Source organism: Parasphingorhabdus sp. (assembly GCF_039939955.1).
In the GTDB taxonomy this organism is placed as follows: Bacteria; Pseudomonadota; Alphaproteobacteria; order Sphingomonadales; family Sphingomonadaceae; genus Parasphingorhabdus.
Window position 1 is genome coordinate 186162 of the sequence record NZ_JBDVHS010000003.1, and the last position, 22071, is coordinate 208232.

Here is a 22071-nt window from a genome sequence, read left to right on the forward strand (position 1 = left end):
GCCACGTGAGTAAACACGCTGATTGAGTCAGTCCTGATCGCTGAGCAAATGCATCACAACGGGCGCAGCCTGCAAACTCGTCGAACTGGACAGAGCTGCAAGGCTCTTTGTCACATTGCGTTCGCTGCTGTCGTGCGTAACCATCGAAATCAATACTGAGCCTTCGTCGGTTTTTTCGGTTTGGATGAGACTCTCGATCGACACGTGGGCGTCGCGCATGGCCGCAGTAATTTCGGCCAAAACACCAGGTTTGTCCGCGACAATGAATCGAATGTAGCTTTTGCCGGTCCGGTTTCCGCTCTCGGCGCGCTCACATGAGTCCATTGCGCTGGCGGGTGCGCCGAATACGGTTCCGCAATCGCCACGCGCAATGTCAATCAGGTCGGCGACCACTGCAGAGGCCGTTGGACCTTCTCCCGCGCCAGCGCCTTGAAACATCAGGCGGCCGGAGAAATTGCCTTCGGCAACCACCGCATTGGTTGACCCTTCGATATGCGCCAGTGGATGGGCTTCGGGCACCAGATAGGGGTTCACCCGCTGGAACAGCTTCCCATTATCGATTCGGGCCATGCCGAGCAGGCGGATGCGATATCCCAATGCTTTGGCCTGGCCGATATCTGCCGCCATGATATTGCGGATGCCGTCGACCTCTACGCCTTCAAAATCCAATGCCTTGCCGAACGACAGTGCCGCCAATATGGCCAGTTTGTGGGCAGCATCGACACCGTCGATGTCAAAGCTTGGGTCCGCTTCGGCATAGCCGATTTCTTGCGCGTCCTTCAGGACGTCATCAAAAGCGTGGCCATATTTTTCCATCTCGGTGAGAATATAATTACAAGTGCCATTGAGAATGCCATAGACACGTTCGATCCGGTTGGCCGAGGCGCCGTCGCGTAGTCCCTTAATGACCGGAATGCCGCCGGCGACCGCCGCTTCATATTTTAAGGCCAGGTTTCCAGCTTCGGCTGCTTGCGCCAATTCCATCCCGTGGTGGGCGATCATCGCCTTATTGGCAGTGACGAAGGATTTGCCGGCCGATAGACTTTTGCGAGCAAGATCAAGTGCGGTGCCTTCTGAACCACCAATCATCTCGACCACACAATCTATGTCGTCATGGGTGGCAAGTTCTTCTGGCTGATCGCACCAGGAATATGCTGCAAGATCGATACCGCGGTCGCGGGACCGGTCCCGCGCAGAAACCGCGGTGACGACGATGGGACGACCGGCCCGCTGTGCGATCATTGCACCATTTTCTTCGATTAGCCGGATAACGCCGGTCCCGACGGTGCCCAGTCCAGCGAGCGCGATGCGAAGCGGAGCAGTCATGATCTTTAGCCTCTTTGGATTTTATGTGAGATAGATGGCGCCTTATTAGCGCCGCCTTGGCCGAATGCCAGAACTAGTTCTGGCTATTTATTGCAGGCGTGATCTTGGGCAGCTGCCCAGGTCGTTCAGCACCATCTGATAATCACTTCGTGCCTGCCGCGCATTGGCCGGTGTCTCATTGTTCAAAGATGCAGAAGGCAACTGGCTCGGAAGGAAACAAGCCAGCCTGTACCAGAGCAAGCTGTTCCTGATTGGGGCGCGTGCGGCCTCATCGACAATCTCGCCGAGGGAGACTGCCCAGAATTTGCGTTGTCCATCCCGTTTCAGCACGGTGATGGAAATGGGCGATCCGGTTTCCGTCTCTATGAATATCTGTGTCTCGCCTTCGCCGATAATAGTGCCGGGCACATGAAAGGCGCTCGCGATTCGCGTGATTATGGGGGCTGCATCGCGTGCGACCAACTCGCGGACCACCGAACGGACCCGTTTTTCGCGGCTGGGCGTCCATGCAATTTGCGCGTCCTTGGCGACCAGTTGGATATCGTCGCTAGCGCTGCCTGCTGGCCGCCGGGCAAATATGATGAAGGGCTTTTTCTTGATTTTTGGCGCACGTCCGCGATCATCGAGGGGCAGATCAATGACATAGCGAATCGTTTCTCCGACCCCACCTTGGCCGCGAATCAGGGCATTTGTTGATGCAATAATATAAAAACGTTGCGTTCCCGGAGGGGCATTTGGGGCTCGTTCAGGGTCGATTTTGATCGCTTCCTTAACTATTGCATGAACGATGACCGGAGCGCTCGCGCTCAAGTCCGCCAGGTCGGCATATTGCAATGGATCATTATCATGCGGCTCTTGTGAAAAAGCTGGAAACACCGCTATTTGAGTGAAAAATAGGGCAGAAATGAACATCAATAACGGGCGCATAATTTTCTCTGAGATAGGGTTTCAGGATGCTAGTTTTTAGCCCCTATTGTGGGTCTTTGACAGCTTAATCGACCCTGAACCAACAAAGCGATTGCCTGCTTGGGACTAGCACGTTAAAACAAATTTAAGACAGCTTTCAAGCAAACGAAGAGTTGTCATGGGGATATCAAGGGTCGCGATGGTTTTTATTGTCACGTCCCTTGTCTGGTGCTTCAGCGATGAAGCAGCCTACCATAAAGATGGGGAAAAAGGAGTTACATTTCTGAATGGCTTATGCTGACCAAGAGATGAGTTCGAGCAAGATTGTATCAATCGGTCTTGTCGTAATCATCCACATGTTACTTGGCTATGCGCTGGTCACCGGACTAGCCTATAATGCCGTCAAGAAGGTTGCGACGCAGCTGGATATGATTGACATTCAAGAGGAAGAACCACCGGAAGAGCCGGAGGAACCGCCACCACCACCGCCGGAGCAGCCGATTGAACCACCACCAGTAGTTACACCGCCACCCATCGTGGCGCCTGTGGTTGCACCGCGGCCGGTGATTCAGACGGTTCCAACCGCGCCACCGCCACCTCCACCGGTTGTGGCACCTCCGCCACCTCCACCTCCGCCACAACGGGCGAATCCGGAGCCGCGTGGTAATCCTGGACGATGGGCCAATGCGAATGACTATCCTTCGCGGGCACTTCGCGAGGAACGGGAAGGTACGACACGTTTCCGGTTGACCGTTAATGGCAAGGGTCGGGTTGATAACTGTCAAATCACGGGCTCTAGTGGCCATGCTGATCTGGATGCTGCGGCCTGTAAGAACCTGACACGACGTGCGCGGTTCAGGCCTTCTCTGGACGCGAACGGAAATCCGACAACCGGATATTATTCTAACGCCGTTCGTTGGCAGATACCCAAATAATGAAAATTGGGAGGGGCATCGCAAGATGGCCTTCCCACAACAGTTTTTTTGCAATTAGTTTATCCTGAGGGGAATGTTAAAATGTTGATTGAAATTTTGGCTGCTGGTCCGACAGCTCCACAAAATGCTTTCGGTTTTTGGGAAGCAATGGAACAGGGCGGCGTTATCGCTTGGTCTGTTCTGGCAATTCTGACGATCATGTCTGTTTCGTCTTTCTACATCCTGTTTTCGAAATTGTTCGAACAGAATAAAGTCATGAAGCAGGGCCAATCGATGCGCTCGACTTTCTGGCGTGCAGGTTCGCTTAAAGAAGGCGCTGCAAAACTGGAAAAAAATTCGGCTTATCGTCAAATTGTTGATGATGCTATCCAGGCGGATGCAGATCACGCCAAATTGACCGACCCGGTTGAAGCACATGATTGGCTGCACGGATCGATCGCACGGTCGCAAGATCAGATCAATTCCAAGCTGGCAACCGGCCTTCCTTGGTTGGCAACCGTTGGTGCAACATCACCGTTCATCGGTTTGTTCGGTACGGTTATCGGTATTTACCGCGCACTGATCAAAATCGGTATCGCTGGTCAGGCATCGATTGATGCTGTTGCTGGCCCGGTTGGTGAAGCACTGATCATGACCGCACTTGGTCTTGGTGTGGCTGTTCCAGCTGTTTTGGCTTACAACTGGCTGCAGGGACGCAACAAGCGTATTTCCGAACAGCTGGGTGCATTCTCCAACGACGTTCTGGGCTATATGGCTTCGGACGGTGGCGTTAAGCCAGCCGCTGTAGCAACTGCTGCAAAAGCTAAGCCGGCCGCACCAGCCGCGAAAAAATAAGCCGGGGGTCGGGTTGCATGCGGCTTCTTGCCGCAACAACCCGACCAACGCACAAAAAGGGAGCTTTCTGTCTCCCTTCAGATGATTTAGTTTTGAGAGGATGAAATCCTATGGCGATGAATGTTGGGGGCGGTAGCAGCGAGGAAACTCCTCTATCCGACATTAATACAACCCCACTCGTGGACGTTATGCTGGTCCTGCTGATCATTTTTCTGATCGCGGTTCCGGTGGTTATCCAGACCGTAGAGCTCGAGCTTCCTGTACTTCCCTTTGAAGTGACCACGACTAAGCGCGAGAATGTGCTGCTGTCGATCACCACAACGGATGCCGCAGGACGTGACCCGGGTGCAGAAGGTTATTCAGGTGCCACTCCCGGCGGCAATTGCCGTGTCTATTGGAACACCGTACCGGTTAATTCCACTGAGTTGGTTACAAGAGCCGTCAAACAGCTGGAAGACCAGATTGACGCATTCGGTGGGGTCGAGAATATGGAGCCGGAAGATATGCCGGAAGTTCATATTCGCGGTGACATTAACACGCCTTACAAATGCATTGGCGGCGCAATCTATACGATGCAGCGCGCTGGCTTCGCTAAAGTAGGCTTTCTGTCCACACCAATTGTCGTCGAATAATTTCGACCGGCGACTAGAGTTATTTTAAGGTTAAGGAGACGCACGAATGGCAATGAGTGGCGGAAAAGATAATGGCGAGCCAATGATGGAGATGAACACGACGCCGCTCATCGACGTCTTGTTGGTTCTTCTTATCATGTTCATCATTACAATCCCTGTGCAAACGCATGCAGTTAAAATCGATCTGCCGGTTCCGGATGATAGTCCGCCACCGCCAGATTTTGTCGATCCGATTAAAAACCGCCTTGGGATTACGGCAACCAACCAGATTATCTGGAACGATAGTCCGGTTACGCTGAATCAGGTGAAGCAATATTTGGCCCAGACCAAATCAATGGTTCCAGAGCCTGAGCTACAGTTCCAGCCTGATCCGCTGAGCGCTTATCTGACCACCGACCGTACATTGGCGGTGATTAAGGAAAGCGGCGTCAGCAAGTTCGGCTTTGTAGGCAATGAACAATATGGCAGCTTCAATAAAGCAAGCCGTGCGCCGAACTAGGTTCGGACGATAGAAACAGCAAGGGCCGCGATAGTTTATCGCGGCCCTTTTTTTGTCTTTTTGGTAAGAAGCGGCAAACCTACACCGCGCTTTGTCTGGCAGCGGGCGACCCTATAATGCAGTCTCCTACCAGTTAACTCCATCCACCAGATGTATAGAGAGCCACCGATGAAACAGACCAATTTGGAAAAAATGGACTTGCTTATTCTCGGGATCATCGGGCTGATATTGGCCTACTCCGCCGCTATATTCCTATCGGCCTATGGGTCGGGAACGGACATGGGTACGTGGATCTGGGAACGGCACCAAAATCTCTTTTCCTGGTATTCCCGTCCCCTGTTCATCATTCCCGCTGCTTATTATGCCTACCGGCGAAAGGCACTGCATGTGATCGGCTTCATGTTGTTGCTCGCGACCAGCCTGTTCTGGTTTGCGGCCCCTGGCACAGCCGATCCGGCGATTCAGGAATATTTGCAATGGGAGGCTGACCTCTTTCTGACCAACGAAAGCAAGCTGCCGCTGGTTGCCTTGGTCGCCGCGGTCCTGATATTTCTATTTTTCCTGTTTTACGCCTTCTGGCAGCGCAATCTCTTATATGGTCTGCTTGTGATCAATATCGGCACCGTTTTGAAAATTGTCGTCAGCCTTGCCTTCGGCGAAGCAGCAGGCATGGCGGCGGTCGTCCCGTCGCTTTCCAGTATGCTGGTGATCAATCTGTTTGCCTATATCCTATGGCGCCGACTGCGCAAATCACGGGAAACAGGCTAGGCCCTCACGACGCTGCTTTTGACCGGCTCGATTCCGTGCTGCTGAACTGCAGGTCGGCAAGGCGTGCATATAGACCGTTCTGAGTGATTAGGCTGTCATGATCGCCCTGTTCGACGATCCGCCCTTCATCCATCACAATGATGCGATCGGCGGATCGGACGGTCGCAAGACGGTGGGCAATGACAATTGTCGTGCGGTCTTGCATCAAATGGTCGAGCGCATCCTGCACCAGCTTCTCGCTTTCTGCATCCAGGGCCGATGTCGCTTCGTCGAGCAACAATATCGGTGTGTTACGGAGCAAGGCGCGGGCGATAGAGATCCGTTGACGCTGACCGCCGGACAAGCGCGTACCGGCTTCACCCATGAAGCTGTCCAAGCCTTCCGGCAAAGCGCGGAGGAATTTCTCGGCGTTGGCGGCGCGTGCGGCCTCCCATATCTGCTCGTCTGTCGCATCCCATCTGCCGTATCGTAAATTGTCGCGTGCGGAGGCTGCGAATAATACGGTTTCCTGCGGCACCAGCGCCATACGCTGTCTGATTTCTGCTGGATCGGCGGAGGGTAGGGCGACGCCGTCTATGCGTACCGACCCGTTCTGCGGATCATAAAAGCGCTGGGCGAGTTGAAACAGAGTTGACTTCCCGGCACCGGAGGGACCGACCACCGCCACTGTTTCTCCGGGGGAAACTGTCAGTGAAAAATTGCGCAGGGCATTGGTATCGGGACGGGTGGGATAGGCAAAGGTCACATTGTCGAAGGCGATTTTGCCACGCGACGGCTCTGGCAGTGCAATTGGATTTTCCGGAGATGCAATAGTCGGTTTTTCGGAAAGCAATTCCGCCAGCCGACCCGCCGCACCGGCGCCGCGCAGAAGATCACCATAGACTTCGGTCAGGGCACCAAAGGCACCGGCAACCAGACCGCCGGTGATAACGAAAGCAGCAATTGTGCCGCCGGATATTGATCCTTCGGCAACGCCGATAGCGCCACGCCACATCAACATGGTGATGCCGGTAAAGATCAGGCCGATAACGATGGCGGTCATCGCCGCCCGCAGCCTGATGCGCCGTTTGGCGGTATCGAAAGTCGATTCAACCGCGCCGCCAAACCGGTCGTGCTCGCGCTTTTCCTGTCCAAAGGCCTGAACGATTTTCATCGCGCCAAGGGTTTCGGCGATCATGGCACCGACGTCCGCAACCCGGTCCTGACTGGTGCGTGACACATTGGTCAACTTGCGGCCGATAAAAACGATCGGGAGAATGATAACGGGAATGGCCAGCAGTAACCCGGCGGTCAGGGTAGGGGCCAAGGTGAACAGGTAAATAATCCCGCCAATTCCGATTACGATATTACGGAGCGCCACCGACACGGTGGTTCCCACCACTTGTTCGATAATCGCGGTGTCAGAGGTCATGCGCGATGCGATTTCCGATGGCCGGTTTTCCTCAAAAAAACCCGGAGCGAGACGCAACAAATTGCCCTGCACCGCAAGTCGGATGTCGGCGACGACGCGCTCGCCGAGCCAACTGACGAAATAGAAACGAAAGGCAGTGGCGACTGCCAATATTGCTACAATGCCAAGGAGGCCCTGGAAATAGGGTGCAATATCGCCATTGCCCGCCATGAAGCCTTTGTCGATTATGGTTTTGAAGCCAGCGGGTATCGCCAGCGTCGCCATCGCTGCGACCGATAGCGAGAGCAGGGCAAAGGCAATCTGCCGCGGATATTTGATGGCGCGATCAAACACCATCCGTAAGTTACCGATTTTTTTGAGCGGCGCTTGCGGGTTGTCTGGTTCGCTGGAATTGCTTTTATCGGTCATGGAAGGGCATCTAGCAGTCGGTCCTGTGTCTAACAATTAAAGGTTTGCTCGGGTTTCCGCCGGAACACCCCGTTTAGGGAACATGGCGATGATGGACAGAAATACCAAGAGCATGGACAATTATATTCCGTCTCGCGAGCACTGGAACGCCACGGCATAACGCTGGCCAAATGACTAGAAATTGTTAAAAGCATTGGGGTTCCGGAAGCAGTTCAATCCGGATGATTCGTGTAATTTCTTGATCAAGGATGCTGCTGTGAACCAGATTGCTTCAAAAGGTCAGCTGCGGATGTCTTTGCTGCGGTGGATATTGTTCATCGTTCCTATCACCGTGCTGCTCGGTTTTACGTTCAGCCAATTTGCGAATTCCGGTGAAGAAAATCGCTGGTTTCAGGCACTGACCAAGCCGGCGATGCAGCCACCCGGTTGGGTCTTTGGTGCGGCTTGGGCGCTGCTCTATACAATGATGGGGACTGCTTTCGCGATGGTGCTGCATGCCCGCGGCGCGCCGCTGCGTGGGCCGGCGATCATCCTGTACCTTCTGCAATATGCGCTGAATCTGTTTTGGCCGATCTTGTTTTTCGGCATGCATCAAGTCGCCGCTTCTTTTTGGCTTTTGGTCATTATATTCGTACTGGCGCTAGGTACGACGCTGGTCTTTGGACGAATCCGAAAGGCCGCTGCATGGCTCATGATCCCCTATCTCGCATGGCTATGTTTTGCTGCGGTCCTCAATAAACAGATTGAATGGTTGAACCCGAGTGCGGAAACCCTTGTGGTTCCTGCTGCGAGAACCCAGATATAGGGAATAGTTTTTCCGGTCCTTAGGGCCAGTGACGGAGTTTAATGACATGCAGAGCCAAAATCGCTTTTTCGATGATCTTTCCAAAGTTTTAAATGGCGTGGCCGGAACCGTGGCCGGCGTCGGCCGCGAAGCAGAAGCCAGCGCAAGGGAACGCGCCAAAGAATGGTTTGGCGGTATGGACTTTGTGTCGCGTGAAGAATTTGAAGCGGTGAAGGAAATGGCCGCCAACGCACGGGCGGAAGCTGATTCTTTGAAGAAGCGTCTGGATGCTCTTGAGAAAGGCGCTGCTGCGCCGGCCAAGAAACCTGCCGCCAAGCGCACCACAACCCGCAAGCCTGCCGCGCGTAAAACCGCTGCGCGTAAAACCACGGCTCCGAAAACAGGTCGCTAGTCGCTACTCTGATCTGCGATTGATCACCGTTCATTATCCACAGCGTTCCCACAAACAATGTGAAGGTGGGGCCTTCGCCGCCTTGCCCTGATCCGGTGAGTGGGCCACTAGGCTTAACATCTGCAAAGGATCTGGAACCGCGATGCTTGACGACCAATGGGAAGAGCTTGATCAGGATGAAGCACCGCCCGTAGACATGCTGGCGGCCTTTTTCGAGGCGCGCGGCTGGTCGGTTGATCATGTCGGCGAAGACGAGCTGTCGGTCGAGATTAAGGGCAATTGGACGAGCTATCAGATGCGCGCCATCTGGCGGAACGAGGATCACGTACTGCAGATCCTGCTCTTGCCGGAACTGCGCGTCCCGGATGACAAGAAGACCGTTATATACGAAACCTTGGGTCTGATTAACGAACAGCTCTGGCTGGGCCATTTTGATCTTTGGTCGAACAATAATATTCTGCTGTTCCGCCATGCAACTCTGCTGGGTGGCAGCGGGTTGCTGGGGCTTGATCAGGCACAGACGATTGTCGATCTGGCGATTGAGGAATGGGAACGTTTCTATCCGGTCTTCCAGTTTGTTTTGTGGAGCGACAAGAGCCCGCAGGATGCGATTGAACATGCCATGGTCGATACGGCTGGCGAAGCGTAATGCGCTGGCCGGAACGTATCTGGGTCGTCGGTTGCGGGAATATGGGCGGAGCAATCCTGCAGGCATGGCTGGACAACGGCGCGCCCGCCGACAACATCACGGTTATCAAACCCAATCAAACACCACTGCCGGGTGGACTGCAATCACAATCGGAATATCCGGATGGCCCAGCGCCTGATCTGGTCATGCTCGCCATGAAACCCTATCAGCTTGGCGAGGTGGCGGATAAACTTGCGCCGCTGGTTACGGGCAAGAGCAGGATCATATCGGTCTTGGCGGGTACAGAAATCGACATTTTGCGGCAGAATCTACCAAAATCCGGTGCGATTGTCCGGCTCATGCCCAATATGGCGGTCACCGTCGGCAAATCGCCGATGATATTGATTGCCGACGAGGAAGATGCAGCATTGCAGGAGGAGATGAATGCCCTTTTCTCTCCTCTGGGCGGACCAGAATGGCTGGACGATGAAAGCCAGATGCATATTGCCACGGCCCTGTCCGGTTCGGGCCCGGCCTTTCTGTTCCGTTTCATCGATGCCCTGGCGGTATCGGCAACAGAGCTGGGAATGGACCCTGATCAGGCGGCGCGCTTGGCACTGGCGATGGTGGATGGTGCGGCGACTTTGGCGGCGTCTTCCGAGGTGAATCCCGGTGCTTTGGCGAACCAGGTTGCCGGTAAAGGTGGCACAACCCGCAAAGGTCTGGACGTGATGGATAGCGACGGCCGGGCCAATGCATTGCTCTATGATGTGCTCAAGGCGGCGATGGATCGCAATATCGAAATGGCCGAAGAAGCCAAGCGCTAGCCTAAGTTTGATCTTTCCGCAGATCAAAGACCATTTTCCGGTCTTTTTCGGGGACCAGCCCTTCCAGAACATGCCAGAAACCGGTCACCGATTCCTGTCCGGCCGACACATAAGCGGAAGACAGTTTTTCGCGCAATTGACGGAATAATTCGGCTTCCAGCTTTGCGCCTTTCTCCGTTAGGCGCAGCAGTTTCTGTCGCCGGTCTACGATGCCTGGCGACGTCAAAATGAAGTCCCGATCCTGCAATTCCTTCAACACCCTGCCGAGCGATTGTTTGGTGATGGCAAGCAGTTTGAGCAGTTCTCCGACGGTCAGGTCTGGCTGCCGCGCGATAAAATATAAGGCCCGATGGTGCGCCCGGCCCAAACCCTGCTTTGCAAGCTCCTGATCAATTGCATTGGTCAGTCTGGTGTAACCAAAATAGAGCAGTTCGATCCCGCGACGGATTTCGTCTTCGCGCAGAAAAAGCGGCGATGCGCCGGGAGATGTGGAGGGGCGAGATACGTCAGTCATGTTGACGTATCTTGACAGGCTGATTAGGGGATTGCAAGACAATTGGATTATGCTTCCAATCCTTCCAGTGGTCGGCATGATTCTCAGCGAAAGCGGCACTATATGTCAGATGTAACAAACCTTGAATTCACCGTGGAACCGAGCGCGACTCCCGTGCCGGACAGCGAGCGGGAAAAACTGCTTGAGAATCCCGGTTTTGGGTCGCTGTTCACCGACCATATGGCCATGATCCGCTATACCGAAGCGGACGGGTGGCATGATGCTAAGATTACCCAGAGAAAGCCGATATCGATGGATCCAGCATCCTCGGTGCTGCATTATGCGCAAGAAATATTTGAAGGTATGAAGGCTTATCGCTTGGACGACGGCGCAACGGCGCTGTTCCGTCCGGACGAAAATGCAAAACGTTTTCAGGACTCGGCACGGCGGATGGCGATGCCGGAACTTCCGCAATCGCTTTTTCTCGATTCGGTTGAATCATTGGTTGATATCGACCGGCAATGGTTCCCGTCCGTTGAAGGCGGATCACTATATTTGCGTCCGTTCATGTTCGCGAGTGAAGTGTTCCTGGGTGTCCGGCCCGCCAAAGAATATCTCTACATGGTGATTGCATCTCCCGCTGGCGGCTATTTTAAAAGCGGCGCGTCGGCGATCAGTATCTGGGTGTCCGAACATTATAGCCGTGCAGCGCCGGGCGGCACCGGTGCGGCCAAATGCGGCGGCAATTATGCCGCTAGTCTGGTCGCGCAGGCCGAGGCCATCGAAAAAGAATGTGATCAGGTCGTGTTCCTCGATGCGGCGGAGCATAAATGGGTTGAAGAACTCGGCGGCATGAATCTTTTCTTCGTAATGGACGATGGAAAACTTGTTACGCCTCCGTTGAGTGGAACGATTCTGCCAGGCATTACAAGGGAGTCGATCATCACGCTTGCTCGGGAAGAGGGCTTGACGGTTGCCGAAGAACCTTATGCAATTGACCAATGGGAAGCGGATGCCGCTAGCGGCAAGCTGGTTGAAACGTTCGCGTGCGGTACCGCTGCGGTTGTTACAGCCGTCGGTACTGTGCGGTCTAGTGATGGTGATTTTACTATTGGCAGTGGCGGACCAGGTCAGCTGACCGAGAAATTGCGGCGGCGGCTGGGTGATATTCAGCGAGGGGTCGCACCCGATGATCATGGCTGGGTTAAACGGCTATTCGAATCTTAGATAAACTGCCTCTTGCCCCTTGCAGGCAAACTGGATAATAGGCCCGTTCAACGGCGCGGTCTGACAATGAACGGTCGGCCAATATTGGGGTGTCGCCAAGTGGTAAGGCAGCGGCTTTTGATGCCGCCATGCGCAGGTTCGAATCCTGCCACCCCAACCAAATTTTGCAAATGCACAAAATCGAACGCGTTTTCCTTTGATTTCTGCGGATGTTAGTGGGGCCAGACAGCTGGCTCGGCACATCCTTAATGCGAATGAATATTACAATTTGTAAATGATTGTAACTAACTTGTCGTATTTCTGGTAATCTCAGTGCAATTGATTGTAAAACGCAATCACTAAATGACCAGAAATACAGTTTTTCGACGGGCCAACGTCGAAAAATTGATGGGAGATACAGAAATGCGGATAGCTATAGCGGATGATGATCCAGAGATAATTGAATTCCTCGGCAAAATTGTTGAAGGTTTGGGGCACGTATATGCAGGTTACGGGGATGGTATGTCCCTTACCAATGCCTTGCTGCGGGATACTTTTGACATGGTGATTCTAGATTGGAACATGCCACGCAAGACCGGCATGCAAATTTTGGAATGGATGAAAACCGCGGTTGAAGACCGTCCGCCGGTGATCATGATGACCAGTCGTACCGCCAAACAGGATATTAGTGATGCACTGAATGCTGGTGCTGATGACTATATTACCAAGCCGGAAGACAAAGATGTCATCGCAGCCCGAATCAATGCGTTGTTGCGCAGAAACAGTGGTGCCTCCGTCATGGAGACAACAGTGCAATATGGTGACTATCTGTTCAATCGCATCGAACAGACAGTTCAGCATGGCGATAAAGAAATCGCTTTGACTGCAAAAGAGTTTGAACTGACCGATTTGATGTTCCGTAATCGTGACCGGACCCTGTCCCGGCGATATATTATGGAGACGGTCTGGCGGACGAATGCACATCTTGCGACTCGGACCCTCGACATGCATGTTTCGCGCATTCGATCTAAGTTATCCTTGAAGCCCGAAAACGGGTTTCGGATTTTCACCGTTTTCGGCTATGGCTACAGATTGGAGACGCTTGGCAACGGAGGGTAACTGTGTCGGAAGATTTTCGGGATCGTATTTCATCATCGGGCTTACGCCTTTTGGTCGGTTCTTTGATTTGTGTGCTGGCCTTTGCCCCCACAGGAGCAACGGCTCAGCAGACACTGGAATCCGAACAAGTTTCTTATGTCTTCAAGCCCGGTGATACTCTGTTTCGCCTAGCGAATAAATATTTTCGCAAGCAGTCGGACTATGTCGCGGTTCAGCGCATCAATCGCATTAAGAACCCCCGGCAGATTCCGGTAGGAAAATCGGTTCGAATTCCGTTTCACTTGTTGAAATTTCGCCCCAGCGAGGCCAATTTGAGCGCGTTTCGTGGTGCGGTTTCGATCGCCTCAGATGGTCAGAATCTGACGCCTGTCGCTGGCCTGGATATTGGTGAAGGGAGTCGCCTGACAACAGCTGCCCGGAGTTTTTTGACGTTGGAATTGGAAGACGGGTCGCGCGTATCCTTGCCATCCAACAGCCGGGTCACCATCACCCGTCTGCGCCATATTCTGCTCACCGATAGTGTCGATTATGAGATTGCGGTTGATAAGGGGCGTATCCGGTCGAAAGTAGCGCCGTTGGATAAGAAAGCCGATCGTTACCGCGTTCGGACGCCGGTAGCGGTCTCTGCGGTTCGCGGTACGGACTATCGCACGAGAGTCGATGAAGCATCAGGGACTGCCTTTTCCGAAACCGTTGAAGGTACGATTGTCGTTGCGGCTGGAGATAGCCTTACTGCCGGTGGTTTAATTTCCGTACCCGCAGGCACCGGTGCTGCGGCGTCAGCAACGGGCGGCCTTGCGAAAGCGGATCTGCTGTCTCCGCCAGAACTGCTGGATCCCGCAAAGGTACAGTCGGAGTCGGACTTGCAATTTTCTATCGTATCGCGTGATGCGGCGAGCGGTCATCGACTCGTGGTGGCGTCTGACGCAGGATTTGTTGATGTCGTGTCGGAAACCCAAGGACAAGGCACAGATCTTGATCTGGCGCCGATTCCCAACGGGCGCTATTTTGCTAAAGTGACCGCATTGGCTGCTGATGGCTTCGAGGGCATGCCGGCGACCTATTCCTTCAAGCGTCAACTCAGTACTTTGGGGGGAAGCGCCGATGCCGGTGATTTCGGCTATCGGTTCAAATGGTTTGGTGAAGGCGACGGACAGCGTTTCTATCGTCTCCAAATTCTGAAAGATAGCAAAACGGCGATCCCAGTTATTGATGAAGTGGGTCTTTCAACGGACACCATCACCCTATCGGATCTGATGGATGGAGAATATTATTGGCGCGTAGGCGTGATTCAATTCTCGACTGATCCAGAAGATCCGGAAGCCATTCAAAAATGGACCGATTTTGAAAAACTGACCGTAGCCAACTAGCTGCTTTGGCCAAACTTTTGATCGATTCTCTGCAGAGGCACAATCACCGATGAGACTGCGCCAGCGATTGGGCATTGAATGGCTGGCTGTGGCTTTGTTGGCAACTTGTGTGGTTGTGGCGCTGTCCTATTGGGAAAGTCTCTCCCGTTTCGATAATCTGGTCTATGATCAGTTATCTGAAATCGAGCGACCCGCTCCGCATTCTGACATTTTGATCGTTGAAATTGATGAGGATAGTCTTGCCACTTTTGGGAAATGGCCTTGGCCACGGGAACGCCATGCAGAGCTGTTCAAACAGCTAGCCAATGGCAATCCAAAAGCGATTGGCTTCGATATTCTGCTTAGCGAGCCCGGTGAGCCCGATGGCGATGCGCAACTTGCTGAGGCGATGGCCGCCAATTCCAACCTGTTCTTGCCACTCCATTTTATTTTTCCTGGCAGCGATGGTGCGGAATATGATGTCAAACAGCCGATATTGCCCTTGGAAAGGGCTGCGGCTGGCATCGGGCATGTGAACCTCATCTTTGACAAAGACGGGGTCGTGCGTCGTGCCGCTCTGTGCTTTGGGGACAAGGCCTCCGGGCAAGCCTGGCCGCATTTGATGGAGCAAATTTATAGATCAGTGGAAGGCCAGCCATCGGCCGCTTTCGAGCGTTTGGAAGCTTGTGATCAGCGGTTGTTAATGCCTTTTGCATCGCGTGGAGGCTTTACCTCTATCTCCTATATGGCTTTGGCCAACGGAGGAGTCCCACGCGCCTTTTTGGAGGATAAGATCATCTTGATCGGTGCCACTGCCAACGGTTTGGGAGATCAATATCCAGTTCCGCTCGGCGATGGGGGCACTCTCGCGGGCGTCGAGATCATGGCCAATCTCTATGGTGCGATCGCGCGCGATGATTTTGTTCGCCCGGTAACCTTTACGCGACAACTGCTGTTATCGCTACTGCCCGTCTGGATATTGTTGATCGGCTTTTGGCGATGGCGTCCGCGGACGACCATCATCGTTTCTTTCGCCCTGTTGTTGATCATTCTGGCTGTCAGCACACTCTTGATGCGGTCTGGGCTTTGGTTCGCGCCTGGCGCAGCCCTTTTGGGCGTCATTTTGGTCAATCCTATATGGGGCTGGCGGCGGCTGCAGGCGACAAGCGATTTCATGTATCGAGAGCTTCAGAACTTCAATCGGTCCAACGTAGACATTCCAATCATGCGGCCAGACCTTGGCCCTGTTGATGTCATTACCGGTCAAGCAGAACAGCTGACCCATGCAATTGCACACGTTCGCGATTTGCGGCGTTTCATTGGTGATGCCTTGAGGAATCTTCCCGACCCCATGTTTATCACCGATTTGGATGGCCAGGTCACCTTCGTCAACCATCTGGCAGAGGTTGGGATGGAAGACGGCGCACAGGATCTTGCGCTCGATGATATGCTCAACCTTTTTGTATCCCCCGATGATCTTCAGGAGGTTAAGGATTATCTCTATTTGCAGAATCGACCGGAAACCCATGATTATGTCGATTTCACGTCATTGGATGGGAAGGTTTTCGCGATGCGCCGGGCGCTTGTGGTGTCGGATGAAGGCCTATTGAAGGGGCATATCCACTATCTTGCGGATATCACGGAAGTCGCCAATGCTGCACAGCAAAGGGAAGAGGTGCTGCAACTGCTTTCGCACGATATGCGCGCGCCGCAAGCCGCCATTTTGGCGCTTCTTGACAGTCAGAAGGCTGACGAGACGACAGCTCGTATCGAGGGGCATGCACGGCGTACATTGGCGCTAGCAGACAATTTTGTCGGTCTGGCACGGATCGACTCCAGCGAATTTGTCGGCGAAGACTTATTGCTGGCGGAATTGGTCGAGGAAGCCAATGATAGCCTTTGGCCATTGGGTAAGGCGCGGAGCATTCGATGTGAAGTCGATGACAGATCGGGTGGTGCCTTCATCATAGGCGAGCCATCGAGCCTTTATCGTTCGTTCGTTAACCTGATCGATAACGCAATCAAATACAGCCCGGAAGGCGGGCTTGTGACCGTCGGGATCCGGCTGACCGAATTGGATGGGCAAGCCTTTGTGTCCGTAGCGATCGCCGATCAGGGCACGGGGATATCGGAAGATATGCTCGGTCAGCTATTCGAACGGTTCGCCAGCGATGACAGAATGGCGCATTCATCCATTAAAGGAACGGGGCTAGGCCTCAATTTTGTTTCGAAAGTGATCAGACGGCATGGTGGCCATATCAGAGGGGAAAATTCCCGAGATGGCGGTGCTTGCTTTACCGTACTCTTACCATTGGCTCCGGAAATCAAAGAATAGATCGGAAGGCTTATTCAATGCCTTCGCGGGTTTTGATTGTGCTGCTCGGGGTGTCGCTGGCCTCGGTGTCCAATCCGGACAAGGCTGAATCGACGAGAAAGGGCAGGGACTGCGCTATCGTGCCATTGCAGTGATATTCGGCTGCGTTACCGGAATATAATTTAGATCCGCGTGCCTGATCGAAAAGGCTGATCGTCATGCGATGTTCTCTGTCCTTGCAGGATTGGAACCGCTTTCGGCTTTTTGCGGCAGATATTGTCTGTTCAGCGTCTTTCGCACCTGCATTGACCGAAATGTCTGCGGGGCGATTGGAGAGCGCAACATGGACCAATATCGATGCATTCTCAGCAGATTGATAGCCTCTCTGGCTCAAAGATTCTGCGACCATGTTGCGAGCGAGCGCCAAATCGCGATTTTCGATTGGTTCGTTTGCCGACATCGTAAACTGTTTTTGTTCAGGCGCCGCTATCGCCTGATGCGTTTCAACGCGGGTCTCGATCGGTCCAGCACATGCTGAAACCATCGTCGCGCCTACCAATATCCACGAAAGTGATCTGGTCATCACATTCTCCAGCCGATTTTACATTCTGTTTTTGATAGCCCGAAGGTTTTAAGAAGTCACGCAAATTGGGTGTATGTGAAAGTGGCTATCGCGTCAGAGCGTAATAAAGCACATAGAACCAAGATAAAAAGCCGTGGATGATTGCCCAGAGAATCGACTTATGTGAGGTGAAACTGATGGCAATCGCCAGCGCGCTACCGAATCCGACACCCTTGCTGACAATCTCCTTGCGCACGTAGGTGGCTCCTTTTCGTATCGGCGATTCGCCGGGTGCATAATCTTCCGGACGCATCCGTTCTGGGCGTATCTTTTCAGCCATGATCAGGCAGCTTCCCTTGTGCGGTCCGACAATTCCTGATTGAGCATTTCTGCCAAGAGGAAGGCGAGCTCTAGCGATTGCGCAGCGTTGAGCCGCGGGTCACAATGGGTGTGATAACGATCGCCGAGCGACGCGTCGGTGATGGCCACGCCGCCACCCGTGCATTCGGTAACATTCTGACCGGTCATTTCACAGTGAATGCCGCCTGCAAACGTGCCTTCGGCTCGGTGAACAGCAAAGAAACCGCGTACTTCGGAGAGAATGCGATCAAACGGCCGGGTCTTATATCCGCTGTCCGCTTTAATGACATTCCCGTGCATTGGATCGCAGGACCAAACGACAGGATGGCCTTCCCGTTTCACGGCCCGGACGAGTGGTGCGAGGCCGCTTTCGACCTTGTCATGTCCAAAACGTGAAATCAGAGTGATCCGGCCGGCTTCGCGTGCAGGGTTGAGGGTGTCCAGCATTTTTAGAAGCGCATCGGGTTCCAGTGAAGGACCGCACTTCAGTCCGATCGGGTTGCCGATTCCGCGCAGAAATTCAACGTGAGCGGAACCTTCAAACCGGGTTCTATCGCCGATCCATAGGAAATGGGCGCTGGTGTCATACCATTCTCCAGTCAGGCTGTCCTGACGCGTCAGAGACTGCTCATAAGGCAGCAAAAGAGCCTCATGGCTGGTGTAGAATGAGGTGCTTTTCAATTGCGGGACGGTATCGGGGTTGATCCCGCACGCTTCCATGAAGGAGAGGGCTTCCCCGATCCGGTCAGCCATTTCTTCGAATTTTTTCGCCCAGGGGCTGCGGGCCATGAAATCATGCGTCCAGCCATGAACTTCCTTGAGATTGGCGTATCCGCCGGTCGAGAAAGCGCGGAGCAGGTTCAGGGTCGCAGCCGCCTGATTATAGGCTCGGATCATCCGGTCAGGATCGGGATCGCGGCGACCGCTGTCAAATTCGATGCCGTTGATTATATCCCCGCGATAGCTTGGCAGCTCGACGCCATCTTGCACTTCAACATTAGAGGAGCGTGGCTTGGCAAACTGGCCCGCCATGCGACCGACTTTGACGACGGGCAGTTTCGATGCATAGGTCAGCACTACGGCCATCTGCAGGATGACACGAAATGTATCGCGGATATTGTTGGGATGAAATTCCGCGAAACTTTCCGCACAATCGCCGCCCTGCAGCAGAAATGCTTTGCCTGCTGCGGCTTCGGCCAGTTCTTGTTTCAAACTGCGCGCTTCGCCGGCAAAGACCAGTGGCGGGTAGCTGCTGAGCAGTTCTTCTGTTTCCGCCAGCTTGGTGGCATTGGGATATTCCGGCATGTGCAGCCCTTTGAAATCCCGCCAACTATTTGCCGTCCAATTCGTCGCCATTAGAGCGCTCCGCTTCGTTTCCAATAAAATCGAGAGCCTTTAGGCGGGAGTCAAGGGCGATGGCAAGGAAAACCCTGATTGGTTGCCAACGAAACTATCGGGAAACTGCCGCTTTGATCTAACCCTCGGGTCTTTTCTTCCAACTACCGCTGTTGCGGAATTCAGGTTTGACTTTGCCGGCGTTGGGCAGTTTTTGCCCCGCAAAGGCTTGATCACCGCCTTTGGCTTTTGCTTCGGCACTGTACCGTGGTGTTTTGTAGGTTTGCGGCGAGCCAACATCTAATGCCGGAGAAAGCTGACTATTGCGGCGAATATTGTCAGCCATTAGCGCTGCTGCTTCCGACCGGGCGGCTTCAGCTTCAATCTTGCGTCGGTTCGTTTCATAAGCCTTTTCCAGCGCAACAGGGTCGAGCGAGGAATTCGGACCATTGGCAACATTATGGCGGCGCGGTTTTGGCGTCGGCGAGGGTTCATTACCGCGATACGTCTGGCTGAAGGCTGCAGCTCTGCCAGCATTGCCTTTCCAACTGTAGAAACGGTGCGCGCCAATCGTACCAAGGAATCGCAGGCTTGGTGCCCAACGGGGGTAGACATAGCTGGCGTGATAATGGGTGGCTGTACCGATAGTCGTATAGCTTTTACCGGACAGTGCTGCGGCAGCGACTGTTTTTGCGCGATCCCAATGAAAGCGGGCTGCTTTGCGGCGTAGAGAACCGTCGCAAGTATAGGTGAACTGGCAACCCGCTGCGCGTTCGCTGCCTTGATAGATCACCCCACAAACGGTGTTTGGATAGCTAGGATGCCGGACTCGGTTCAATATGACCTGTGCGACCGCGCGTTGTCCAGCATCGGGCTCCATGCCCGCCTCGTAATAGATTGCTTGGGTCAGGCAATGCAGCGCGCGGCTATTGTCGATTGCAGAACCGCGAAAGGCAGTTTGAGGGATATAGTGAGCTGGCGACATCAAATCACGATTTCCTCCCTCATCTGACGATTCAGTTCCCGGTGGAACAAGAGGACCAGCATCGATGAAATAAAAGGCAGATCCCGCAAAATTTTCCTCTGCGCGTTCGACCGATTGCAATCCAGGGTCGCTGGGATTGAATTGTGGGGCATCGACGCTTGATTGCAACATACTCACCGGAATCAGGATCAGAGCGATCAAGAAAAATGCCGCCAGCACCCGTTCCCGGATGGTGAGCTTTTCGAAAAATAGAGGCTGGGTTGGGTTTGACGATGGCGCGGAGTGCGATGCTTGTTGTGTTGTTTCGCCGTGCGGCGACGTTTCGCGGTCCACAGATAACGGTCCGACGGCCTCGTCGCCTTGACCATAGTCAGGCATATGGCGGCTCAATGGCGGGACATATGGGGGAGGGACGCGCACGGTTTATATACCTGATCTGGATCAAAGGGGCGAAATACCTACAATATAGGCGATTTTGTGAAGTGATGTAAGGGGCAAAAGCTGTTGTTCTATCGCGGGACGCAGTTTGCCGATAAATTAATAGGTTAACGTCGCTTTGCGTTCCTGCACGTTCACTAGATATTGGGCAACGGCATATCCGGCTATGCCGAAAACTATGCCGCCAATGGCCGGGGCAATAATGATACCATCCAGTCCATATAGTTCACGACCGATCCAGAGAAAGGGGAGAAGCCCGACTGTGTTGCGCAGCCAGTTCATTACGGTAGACCATGTGGGATGACCAAGATTGTTGCAGCCGGCGTTGCTGATGAACAACATACCATTGAAGAAGAATAATGGGGTCAAAAGCGCGGTGAATAGCCAGAATACGTGGCGGCCTTCGCCTTGTAGATGGAATGCATCGCTGATCGGACCGCTGAGAAGATATAGAATAGGCCAGATAATCAGGGTGTATGCGAAGGCGAACAGGGTTGCTTGTTGGAGCGTCGTGCGGACGCGGTCGAATTTCAATGCGCCGAAATTCTGACCGATGATCGGACCCACAGCGCCGGAAAGAGAGAACATCAGGCAGAAAGCAACCGGCACGATCCGCCCTATGACCGCAAAACCCGCTATCACATCGTCGGAATAGTCGGCGACGAATCGATAGGAAATGAACCCACCGATCGGGGTTGCAACATTGGTGAGGATTGCCGGAATCAAAATTGCTAGTATCGGGCTTATATCCTGGCGAAAATTTGGAAGTGAAAAACGGTCGAAACCACCGTAATGCTTCATGATCGACCATATAGCGACCATCGCTGAAATGACAGCCGCACAGACGCTGGCGATCGCGGCACCATTCATGCCCCATTCGAAACCGAAGATAAAAATCGGATCCAAAATAGCATTGGTGATCCCCATGCTGAGCGTCACATTCATAGCGCGCCGGGCCGCACCATGGGCGCGCAGGAAGCCTGAACAGACCATTGCTGCCACACTGAAGGGCATGAACGGGGCTACGATACGAATGTAGCTCGTCGCTGCTTGATTTGCAGTTCCGTCGGCACCGGCCAATTCTAGAATTTCAGGCGCGAAACTGAAGAACAGCAGGGCCAAGGGCAATATCATGATTGTGCTGAGCACCAATATGTTGGTCAGATATCGTCGTGCACGATCAGGGTCACCTTGACCGATATGGCGAGCGGCAAGCGCGCTGGTGGCGATCATGAGACCGATATGGAAGGCGGTACCGATAAACAGGATTGTGGCAGCAAAGCCCATTGCCGCTGTCAATGCGCTGTCGGCGAGCTGTGCAATATAGAATAGATCGGCAAAATCGACCAAGAACATGGTCAGCATACCGATGCTGGCGGTCAATGCCATTGTGGTGATATGCCGCAACGGGCTACCGGTCAGGAAGATGGCGGGTTGCGTCGTGATATCATCGGTTCCACTGCAAGTCGCCTAGCCGGATATGGCGATGGCTAAAGAGTTGTTTTGCACTATAGCCTTTTGCCAAGGGGTCAATTGATCT

General features: G+C 53.6%; 22 protein-coding genes and 1 tRNA gene. 14 read left to right on the plus strand and 9 right to left on the minus strand.

The genetic code is table 11. The annotated features are described in order from the left end of the window. Nucleotides 1-27: 27 nt before the first annotated feature. Nucleotides 28-1326, minus strand: coding sequence for a homoserine dehydrogenase (locus ABJG22_RS04025; protein ID WP_348018960.1), 1299 nt, complete (start codon nt 1324-1326; stop codon nt 28-30). A gap of 87 nt (nt 1327-1413) precedes the next feature. Beyond that, the gene (locus tag ABJG22_RS04030; protein ID WP_348018961.1) at nt 1414-2253 is read right to left on the minus strand and encodes a hypothetical protein; all 840 of its coding nucleotides are present in this window, start codon (nt 2251-2253) and stop codon (nt 1414-1416) included. Between the two features lie 266 nt (nt 2254-2519). Here ABJG22_RS04030 and ABJG22_RS04035 point away from each other — a divergent pair, with 266 nt between their 5' ends. From ABJG22_RS04035 to ABJG22_RS04055, 5 genes are all read left to right on the plus strand, one after another. Continuing rightward, on the plus strand, nt 2520-3167 hold the full coding sequence (locus ABJG22_RS04035; protein ID WP_348018962.1) for an energy transducer TonB: 648 nt from the start codon (nt 2520-2522) through the stop codon (nt 3165-3167). Between the two features lie 81 nt (nt 3168-3248). Beyond that, a complete protein-coding gene (locus ABJG22_RS04040) occupies nt 3249-4001 on the plus strand; it encodes a MotA/TolQ/ExbB proton channel family protein (protein WP_348018963.1) in 753 nt (250 codons plus the stop codon). A 110-nt stretch (nt 4002-4111) separates the two neighbouring features. Then, nucleotides 4112-4633, plus strand: coding sequence for a biopolymer transporter ExbD (locus ABJG22_RS04045; RefSeq protein WP_348018964.1), 522 nt, complete (start codon nt 4112-4114; stop codon nt 4631-4633). A 46-nt stretch (nt 4634-4679) separates the two neighbouring features. After that, nucleotides 4680-5132, plus strand: coding sequence for a biopolymer transporter ExbD (locus ABJG22_RS04050; RefSeq protein WP_348018965.1), 453 nt, complete (start codon nt 4680-4682; stop codon nt 5130-5132). A gap of 168 nt (nt 5133-5300) precedes the next feature. Next, nucleotides 5301-5900: a hypothetical protein gene (locus ABJG22_RS04055; RefSeq protein ID WP_348018966.1), complete on the plus strand. Its 600-nt coding sequence runs from the start codon at nt 5301-5303 to the stop codon at nt 5898-5900. Nucleotides 5901-5904: 4 nt separating this feature from the next. Here the strand turns inward: ABJG22_RS04055 and ABJG22_RS04060 are convergent, their stop codons facing one another. Next, nucleotides 5905-7719 (minus strand): ABC transporter transmembrane domain-containing protein, encoded by a 1815-nt coding sequence (locus ABJG22_RS04060; protein WP_348018967.1) that lies wholly within the window; start codon nt 7717-7719, stop codon nt 5905-5907. 256 nt (nt 7720-7975) lie between these two features. On the opposite strand from ABJG22_RS04060, the gene ABJG22_RS04065 reads away from it, so the two are divergent. The 4 genes from ABJG22_RS04065 (at nt 7976) to ABJG22_RS04080 (ending at nt 10370) form a co-directional block, all read left to right on the plus strand. Then, entirely contained in the window at nt 7976-8524 is a 549-nt protein-coding gene (locus tag ABJG22_RS04065) for a TspO/MBR family protein (RefSeq protein WP_348019034.1), read from the plus strand. Nucleotides 8525-8570: 46 nt separating this feature from the next. Then, nucleotides 8571-8915 (plus strand): accessory factor UbiK family protein, encoded by a 345-nt coding sequence (locus ABJG22_RS04070; RefSeq protein ID WP_348018968.1) that lies wholly within the window; start codon nt 8571-8573, stop codon nt 8913-8915. A gap of 142 nt (nt 8916-9057) precedes the next feature. Next, nucleotides 9058-9564 (plus strand): YbjN domain-containing protein, encoded by a 507-nt coding sequence (locus ABJG22_RS04075; protein ID WP_348018969.1) that lies wholly within the window; start codon nt 9058-9060, stop codon nt 9562-9564. Next, the gene (locus ABJG22_RS04080) at nt 9564-10370 is read left to right on the plus strand and encodes a pyrroline-5-carboxylate reductase (RefSeq protein WP_348018970.1); all 807 of its coding nucleotides are present in this window, start codon (nt 9564-9566) and stop codon (nt 10368-10370) included. The genes ABJG22_RS04075 and ABJG22_RS04080 overlap by 1 nt, the downstream gene beginning before the upstream one ends. Before the next feature lies 1 nt (nt 10371). Here the strand turns inward: ABJG22_RS04080 and ABJG22_RS04085 are convergent, their stop codons facing one another. Next, nucleotides 10372-10884: a MarR family transcriptional regulator gene (locus ABJG22_RS04085; RefSeq protein WP_348018971.1), complete on the minus strand. Its 513-nt coding sequence runs from the start codon at nt 10882-10884 to the stop codon at nt 10372-10374. Between the two features lie 102 nt (nt 10885-10986). On the opposite strand from ABJG22_RS04085, the gene ABJG22_RS04090 reads away from it, so the two are divergent. The 5 genes from ABJG22_RS04090 (at nt 10987) to ABJG22_RS04110 (ending at nt 16872) form a co-directional block, all read left to right on the plus strand. Continuing rightward, nucleotides 10987-12090, plus strand: coding sequence for a branched-chain amino acid aminotransferase (locus tag ABJG22_RS04090; RefSeq protein ID WP_348018972.1), 1104 nt, complete (start codon nt 10987-10989; stop codon nt 12088-12090). An 85-nt stretch (nt 12091-12175) separates the two neighbouring features. Then, nucleotides 12176-12250: transfer RNA gene (locus tag ABJG22_RS04095), tRNA-Gln, on the plus strand. Between the two features lie 242 nt (nt 12251-12492). Then, nucleotides 12493-13188 carry a response regulator transcription factor gene (locus ABJG22_RS04100; protein ID WP_348018973.1) on the plus strand — a complete coding sequence of 232 codons (696 nt, stop codon included), beginning with the start codon at nt 12493-12495 and terminating at the stop codon, nt 13186-13188. A gap of 2 nt (nt 13189-13190) precedes the next feature. Beyond that, nucleotides 13191-14558 carry a FecR domain-containing protein gene (locus ABJG22_RS04105; protein WP_348018974.1) on the plus strand — a complete coding sequence of 456 codons (1368 nt, stop codon included), beginning with the start codon at nt 13191-13193 and terminating at the stop codon, nt 14556-14558. 49 nt (nt 14559-14607) lie between these two features. Continuing rightward, nucleotides 14608-16872 (plus strand): CHASE2 domain-containing protein, encoded by a 2265-nt coding sequence (locus ABJG22_RS04110; protein ID WP_348018975.1) that lies wholly within the window; start codon nt 14608-14610, stop codon nt 16870-16872. A 10-nt stretch (nt 16873-16882) separates the two neighbouring features. Here ABJG22_RS04110 and ABJG22_RS04115 read toward each other — a convergent pair whose 3' ends face one another. The 5 genes from ABJG22_RS04115 to ABJG22_RS04135 all read right to left on the minus strand — a co-directional run bounded on the left by ABJG22_RS04115 (nt 16883) and on the right by ABJG22_RS04135 (nt 21920). Next, nucleotides 16883-17434, minus strand: a complete 552-nt coding sequence (locus ABJG22_RS04115) for a hypothetical protein (RefSeq protein WP_348018976.1) — start codon at nt 17432-17434, stop codon at nt 16883-16885. Nucleotides 17435-17519: 85 nt separating this feature from the next. Beyond that, entirely contained in the window at nt 17520-17753 is a 234-nt protein-coding gene (locus tag ABJG22_RS04120; protein ID WP_348019041.1) for a hypothetical protein, read from the minus strand. A 2-nt stretch (nt 17754-17755) separates the two neighbouring features. Beyond that, nucleotides 17756-19129: a 3-deoxy-7-phosphoheptulonate synthase class II gene (locus tag ABJG22_RS04125; protein WP_348018977.1), complete on the minus strand. Its 1374-nt coding sequence runs from the start codon at nt 19127-19129 to the stop codon at nt 17756-17758. A gap of 118 nt (nt 19130-19247) precedes the next feature. Next, the gene (locus ABJG22_RS04130; RefSeq protein ID WP_348018978.1) at nt 19248-20471 is read right to left on the minus strand and encodes a cell wall hydrolase; all 1224 of its coding nucleotides are present in this window, start codon (nt 20469-20471) and stop codon (nt 19248-19250) included. A gap of 159 nt (nt 20472-20630) precedes the next feature. Beyond that, entirely contained in the window at nt 20631-21920 is a 1290-nt protein-coding gene (locus ABJG22_RS04135) for an MATE family efflux transporter (protein ID WP_348018979.1), read from the minus strand. Nucleotides 21921-22071: the final 151 nt, after the last annotated feature.